Source organism: Gordonia amarae NBRC 15530 (genome assembly GCF_000241345.1).
Lineage (GTDB): Bacteria > Actinomycetota > Actinomycetes > Mycobacteriales > Mycobacteriaceae > Gordonia > Gordonia amarae.
Map to the genome: position 1 here is coordinate 52,791 of NZ_BAED01000021.1, position 6,536 is coordinate 59,326.

General features: G+C 67.7%; 5 protein-coding genes. 4 read left to right on the plus strand and 1 reads right to left on the minus strand.

Annotated features, from left to right (window positions below):
• Positions 1-157 precede the first annotated feature (157 nt).
• The 4 genes from GOAMR_RS06770 to GOAMR_RS06785 all read left to right on the plus strand — a co-directional run bounded on the left by GOAMR_RS06770 (position 158) and on the right by GOAMR_RS06785 (position 4,972).
• Positions 158-1,822, plus strand: a complete 1,665-nt coding sequence (locus GOAMR_RS06770) for an acyl-CoA synthetase (RefSeq protein WP_005184588.1) — start codon at positions 158-160, stop codon at positions 1,820-1,822.
• A 33-nt stretch (positions 1,823-1,855) separates the two neighbouring features.
• Positions 1,856-2,284, plus strand: a complete 429-nt coding sequence (locus GOAMR_RS06775; RefSeq protein WP_005184590.1) for a Zn-ribbon domain-containing OB-fold protein — start codon at positions 1,856-1,858, stop codon at positions 2,282-2,284.
• 3 nt (positions 2,285-2,287) lie between these two features.
• On the plus strand, positions 2,288-3,433 hold the full coding sequence (locus GOAMR_RS06780) for a thiolase family protein (protein ID WP_005184592.1): 1,146 nt from the start codon (positions 2,288-2,290) through the stop codon (positions 3,431-3,433).
• A gap of 129 nt (positions 3,434-3,562) precedes the next feature.
• A complete protein-coding gene (locus tag GOAMR_RS06785; RefSeq protein WP_040514568.1) occupies positions 3,563-4,972 on the plus strand; it encodes a hypothetical protein in 1,410 nt (469 codons plus the stop codon).
• 122 nt (positions 4,973-5,094) lie between these two features.
• Here the strand turns inward: GOAMR_RS06785 and GOAMR_RS06790 are convergent, their stop codons facing one another.
• Positions 5,095-6,333, minus strand: a complete 1,239-nt coding sequence (locus GOAMR_RS06790) for a cytochrome P450 (RefSeq protein ID WP_005184596.1) — start codon at positions 6,331-6,333, stop codon at positions 5,095-5,097.
• Positions 6,334-6,536 lie beyond the last annotated feature (203 nt).

A 6,536-nucleotide genomic window follows, 5' to 3' on the forward strand; every position in this document is an offset into this window, starting at 1 on the left:
TACCTATCGGTAGAGCCTTCCGCAATAACGGGACACAGGCATCGGGCGATTTCACGACACCCGTGTTCAAACGCAGTCGAAAGGCTTACAGTTAGACAGACCGCAAAGGGGTGGGCCGCCGATTCCCACGCCCACACCCACTGCAGAGGGAGCCGCCTTGAGTCAACCGAGCACCGCACCCGAGTTCGCCTTCCCGGAGATCCTCGACGCCGTCGCCGACGCCATCGGTGACCGCGACCTGGTGATCTTCGGCGACCGCCGCTACACCCAGCGGGAGATCGCCGACCGATCCCGGCGCCTGGCAACCTACCTGCACTCGCGCGGCCTGGGCGTACACACCGACCGCGCCGAGCTGACGGGCGATCAGGCCGGCCAAGACCTCGTCGGCCTGTACGCGTACAACGGCAACGAGTACGTCGAGTCGATGCACGCGGCGTTCCGCGCCCGCGTCGCGCCGTTCAACGTCAACTACCGGTACGTCAAGAACGAACTCGAATACCTGCTCAACGACGCCGCGCCCACCGCGCTGATCTACCACGCCACCTTCGCCCCGACCCTGGCCGAGGTGCTGCCGCGGGTGCCAAGCCTGCGGGTCCTCATCCAGATCGCCGACGACTCCGGCAACGCGCTGCTCGACGGCGCCGTCGACTACGAGCAGGTCATCGCCGGCACCGAACCCGACCTGGCCGACGTGCAACCCTCCCCCGATGACCTGTACATCGTGTACACCGGCGGCACCACCGGGATGCCGAAGGGTGTGCTGTGGCGGCAGAACGACATCTTCATGGGTGCGTGCGGCGGCCGCAATGTGTACACCGGCGAAGCCGTGACCACGCTCGCCGAGATCGCCGAACGCGCCGGCGGTGGCGGAGCACTGAAGGTGTTCGTGGTGCCGCCGCTGATCCACGCCGCCGCCCAGTGGGCCGCGCTCACCGCCAGCACCTCCGGGCAGACTCTGGTGTTCTCCGACGTCCCCGAACGCCTCGACCCCGCGGCGATCGCCGCGACCATCGAGAAGGAACAGCCGACGGTGCTGATGGTGGTCGGCGACGCGATCGCCCGGCCGCTGCTCACCGAGTTCGAGAAGGGCCGGCACGACGTCTCCTCGATCAAGATCTTCGCCAATGGTGGTGCGGTGCTGTCGCCGCAGCTCAAGGAGCGGGCGCTGGCCGTCTTCGACAGCGCGATCGTCATGGACGGCACCGGCTCGTCGGAGACGGGCGCGCAGATGACGCACGTGTCCACCGCGGGCGCGGTGTCCACCGGCACCTTCAACGCCGGCAGCAACACCACCGTCGTCACCGAGGATCTGACCGCCGAGACCGCCCCCGGCGACGGCCACATCGGCTGGCTCGCCCAGCGCGGCCACGTACCGCTCGGCTACAAGGGCGACCCGGCCAAGACCGCCAAGACCTTCCCGGTGGTCGCGGGCACCCGCTACGCACTGCCCGGAGATCGTGCCGAACGCCTCGCCGACAACACGATCCGGCTCCTCGGGCGTGACTCGCAGACCATCAACTCCGGCGGCGAGAAGATCTTCGCCGAGGAGGTGGAACTGGCCCTCGCCTCCCACCCGTCCGTCGCCGACGTCCTGGTCACCGCCCGCCCGAGCGAACGGTGGGGCAACGAGGTGGTGGCGATCGTCGAAACCCTCGACGGTGCCGAGGTTTCCGAGGACGACCTGGTCGAGCACGCCGCGACCACCATCGCCCGCTACAAACTCCCCAAGGCCATCCTGTTCCGCCCACAGATCCAGCGCAGCCCCGTCGGCAAGGCCGACTACCGCTGGGCCCGCGAACAAGCCACTCTCTCCCTCGACTGACCCCAGCGCCGACTGATCCGACAGGACCACGCAATGACACGCATGATCTCCCCCGACATCTCCACCTGGCCCGACGCCGACGTCGCCCTGGTGGGCGGCGTCTGCTCCGACTCAGACTGCGGCGCCGCCGTTTTCCCGATCCAGGAGCTGTGCCCACGGTGCAGCAAGGACACCGTGGAGCAGACCACATTCCCCCGCACCGGCACCCTCATCGCCTGGACCACCCAGGGATTCCTGCCCGGCGCACCGTATCTCGGTGACGAGACCCGGGACACGTTCACGCCCTTCGGGGTCGGGCTGGTGCAGCTCGGCGACGTGATCCGCATCGAGGGCCGGCTGACCGAGAATGACCCGGAGAAGCTGGAATTCGGCGCGGCCGTCGAGGTCACCACCGTGCCGCTCGGCCACGACGACGACGGCGAAGAGGTCGTCACGTTCGCATTTCAACCGGTAGGAGCCTGACCCATGACCAACGACGTCGCCATCATCGGTGTCGGCATGCACCCGTTCGGCCGGTTCGACAAGACCGCGATGCAGATGGGCACCCATGCGATCCGCGCCGCCCTCGCCGACGCCGGACTGGAATGGAAGGACATCCAGTTCGCCGTCGGCGGGAGCTGGGAGATCGCCAACCCCGACGCCATCGTCGGCATGATGGGCCTGACCGGGATCCCGTTCACCAATGTGTTCAACGCCTGCGCCACCGCGGCGTCGGCCACCGAGGCCGTCGCCGACGCGATCGCGCTGGGCAAGTACGACATCGGCATCGCGATCGGCCTGGACAAGCATCCACGTGGTGCGTTCACCGTCGACCCGACCCTCGTCGGCATGCCCAAGTGGTACGGCGAGAACGGCCAGTACCTGACCACCCAGTTCTTCGGGATGAAGGCCAACCGCTACATCCACGAACACGGCATCTCCCCGCAGACCCTGGCCAAGGTCGCGGCCAAGAACTACCGCAACGGTGTCCTGAACCCGAATGCGTTCCGCCGCAAGCCGATCGATGAGCAGGCGATTCTGGACTCACCGATGCTCAACTATCCGCTGACGCACATGATGTTCTGCGCACCCGACGAGGGTGCGGCGGCGGTCATCATGTGCCGCGCCGACCTCGCCCACAAGTTCACCGCCAAACCGGTGTTCGTCAAGGCTGTCGAGGTGCGCACCCGCACCTACGGTGCGTACGAGGTGAACACCACCTACGCACCGGTGCAGGAGGTGGCGGCGCCGTCGGTGTTCGCCGCACGCGCCGCATTCGAGAAGGCCGGCATCGGGCCCGAGGATGTGGGCATCATCCAGCTCCAGGACACCGACGCGGGCGCCGAGGTGATCCACATGGCCGAGGCCGGTTTCTGCGCCGACGGCGACCAGGAGAAGCTCATCGCCGACGGGGCGACCGAGATCGGTGGGTCGATGCCGGTGAACACCGACGGCGGCCTCATCGCCAACGGTGAGCCGATCGGCGCGTCGGGGCTGCGGCAGCTGCACGAACTGGTGCACCAGCTGCGTGGCACCGCCGGCGACCGGCAGGTTCCCGGCAATCCGACGGCCGGTTTCGCTCTGCTGTACGGCGCCCCCGGCACCGCGGGGGCGACCGTCGTCAGCTTGTGACATCTCCCACCCGATTATCCGAGTGCACACCGGAATCACCGGTGTGCACTCGTGTTTTGCGGAAACGAATGGCCGGGCACCCGGGCCCGAAGCCAGGTGATTGTCAGCTGTGCCTGCTATCCATAACGAATGAGTAACTGGTGGAGGAACGCGCACGGACAGACCCGGGCGGCCGTCGGCTTGGCCGGGGTGCTCGTCCTGATCGGCATCTACCTGTGCGTCATCGCGGTGGACCCCGGGCTGCGGCCCGACAGCTGGGTGGGCTGGTTCGGTGAGCCGGGTTCGTGGCTGACCGCGCTGATCGTCGTCGCGATTGCCGGGCTGGCCGTGTGGCTGCGCTGGTCCGAACGCGGCCGCTGGCCGGCGGGCTCCGCCGTCACCCTCGCGGGTGCGACCGCGGGCACCACCCTCGTCCTCGGTCTGGCGAGCTACTGGCGCTGCCCCGCCGACCAGGTGCCCGGTGTGGGTTCGCTGGCCTCGACGCTGGCGCTGTTCGTGGCGGGCGGACACTCCCCCGCCGACGGCTCGGCGGGGTGCGAACAGGCACCGGTCGCCTACGATCTCGCGAGGGCCGCCGGGGTTGTCGTCGTCCTCACCTTGCTGTCCGGGGTGCTGTACTCGGTGTTTCGGCCGCAACTCGACCGGGTCGCCATCCGGTTCGCCCGATCCGTCACCGTCATCGACGGCATCGACGACCTCGGCGCTCTCCCCGGGATCGCCGCCACCGCACGCGGATTCGGGGCGACGCCGGTGCTCATCGACCACGGCACCCATCCGGACGCAGCGCGCATCGCACGGTCGGCGGGCGTCCGCATCGCCACCGACCTCGGTCCCGTCACCGCGCCGTCCGGCGGGAACAAGCTGGCCGCGCTCTATCTGCTCAGCGCCGATACCGCCACCAACCTGAGCAGGCTCGCCGGCCACGACGCATCGCTGGACCACCCGGATGAGCCGGTGCCCGTGTCGCTGCGCATCGACGATCCGTGGCAGGCCGAGATGTGGCGGCGCAATCAGCCAGTATTCGATCCGGTCCGCTGGCGACCGGAGGTGATCAGCCGGTACGAGGCGACCGCCGGCCGTATCGCCACCGACCTGGCGGCCAAGGCCCCGAGTACCGTATACGTGTGCGGCTCATCGCAATTGACGTTCGCGGTGTGCGTGGCACTGGGCCGTATCCCGGCGCCCGAGGGACGGCGGGTGCCACGCCTGTGCGTGATCGCCCCCGACGGCACCGGGCTGGCCGCCGACATCACCACCTTCACCGGACCGCGCGGCAAAGGTGCCCCCACCATCAGTTCCATCGACGCCGAACCGTCGACCGAGAAGCTGACGGGGCTGATCACCGCCCGTGGCGGTGACTGCGCGATCGTGCTGGCCGAGGACTCCGAGGCCGCCGCCGGTATCCGCCTGGCGATCCGGTTCCCTGCCGTGCCGATCTACCGGGTGACGCCGACGCGCAGCGCGTCGGCGGACCGCGCTCCCGACGAGATCGTCTCGCACACGGCCGGTTTGATGACGGTACCGCTCGCCTTGCCCTGACCTCCGCTTATTGAGGTGCGAAGAGCCTCTAGGCGATGAGCCTCGATCGCCGGGCGACCTCACACCTCAACCGGCAGCGCGACTGCCTATCCCGTCAGAACAATCGAGTGATGCGGTGCCGGTCAGGCGAGCACGCGGACGGGCACATTGTTCCAGCCGGCCACGTTCTGCATGGTGACGCGCGTGCAGTTGGCGTGGTCGACCTCGAATCGCGGCATGAAATCGAGCATCCGGTCGAGGGCAATGGAGCTTTCGAGCCGGGCCAGAGCCGCGCCGAGGCAGCTGTGCAGGCCGTAACCGAATGCCAGGTTGGGCGCCTCGCGGCCGTTGCGGTTGATGTCGAAGGTGTCGGGGTCGGTCCACGCCTCGGGGTCGAGATTGGCCGAGCCGATGAGCAGGAAGATCGGCTTACCCGCGGGGATGGTGACCCCGTGCAGTTCGATCTCCTTGGTCAGGTAGCGCACGTTGTACTGGTTGGGCGAGGAGATCCGCAGCAGTTCCTCGACTGCGTCGCCGATCTTGCCGCGGTCGTTGTACAGCTCCTGCCACTGGTCCTGGTGTTCGCTGAAGATGACACCGGCGCCGCCGATCAGTTTGGCGACGGTCTCGGCCCCGGCACCGCCGAGCAGCGAACCGAACATCGCGATCTCGATGTTCGACAGCGACGGCGGCTGGTCGTCGGTGCGTTCGACCCGCGCCTCGATCAGCTTGGAGATCATGTCGTCCTGCGGCTCGGCGCGGCGCTTCTTGGTCAGCTCGTGGTAGTACCTGGTGATGGCGACGACGGCCTTGATACCGCGCTCGTCGAGTTCGACCTGGCCGACGTCGCGGTAGAGCAGTTCGTCGGTCCACAGCCGGACCTGGGTGCGGTCGCCCTCCGGCACGCCCAGCATGCGCGAGACGATGTCGATGGGGAACAGCGCCGAGAAGTCCTGGATGAGGTCGAACTGTTCCTTGCCCTTGTTCTGGTTCAGGAAGAATTCGATCCGGTCGGAGACCATGTCGCGCAAGCCCGCGATGGCGCGAGGGGTGAACACCTTGCTGACCAGGCTCCGCATGTAGCGGTGCTCGGGCGGGTCGAGGGTGATGATCGACTTGAACTGCGCGTCCTCGCCGGTACGCACCGCGGACAGGTCGACGCCCTTGGCCGAGGAGAAGGTCTCGTAGTCCCGGTAGGCGGGGGCGACGTCGGCGTGGCGGCTGAGCGCGTAGAAGTCGTACTGCTCGTTGTAGTAGACGGGCGCTTCTTCGCGCAGGCGCGCATAGATGTCCTGGGCGCCGTTGTAGAACTCCATCGAGAACGGGTCGAACTCGACCGCTGTCGTCGTCTGGGTCACTGATTCCTCCTGCCATCCGCGCATCCCGGCTGTCGTCTGCGCTTGGATCGCTCATTCATCGGGCCTACCCCAAATAGTACCGTAAGCCTTACGATAAATATAACAGGCCGGAAGTCCCTGTGTGCCACAACCGAATATCCCAAGGTGGTCACCCATTGCGCGCACCTCACCAGACCCTCGCGTCGGCCTCGGGGATAAAGGAGGTCGTCACCGCATGCACGCTCCTC

Coding starts and splice junctions, on each gene's coding strand:
- GOAMR_RS06775 (WP_005184590.1), top strand. CDS start 1,856: ATGACACGCATGATCTCCCCCGACATCTCCACCTGGCCCGACGCCGAC.
- GOAMR_RS06780 (WP_005184592.1), top strand. CDS start 2,288: ATGACCAACGACGTCGCCATCATCGGTGTCGGCATGCACCCGTTCGGC.
- GOAMR_RS06785 (WP_040514568.1), top strand. CDS start 3,563: ATGAGTAACTGGTGGAGGAACGCGCACGGACAGACCCGGGCGGCCGTC.
- GOAMR_RS06790 (WP_005184596.1), bottom strand. CDS start 6,333: ATGCGCGGATGGCAGGAGGAATCAGTGACCCAGACGACGACAGCGGTC.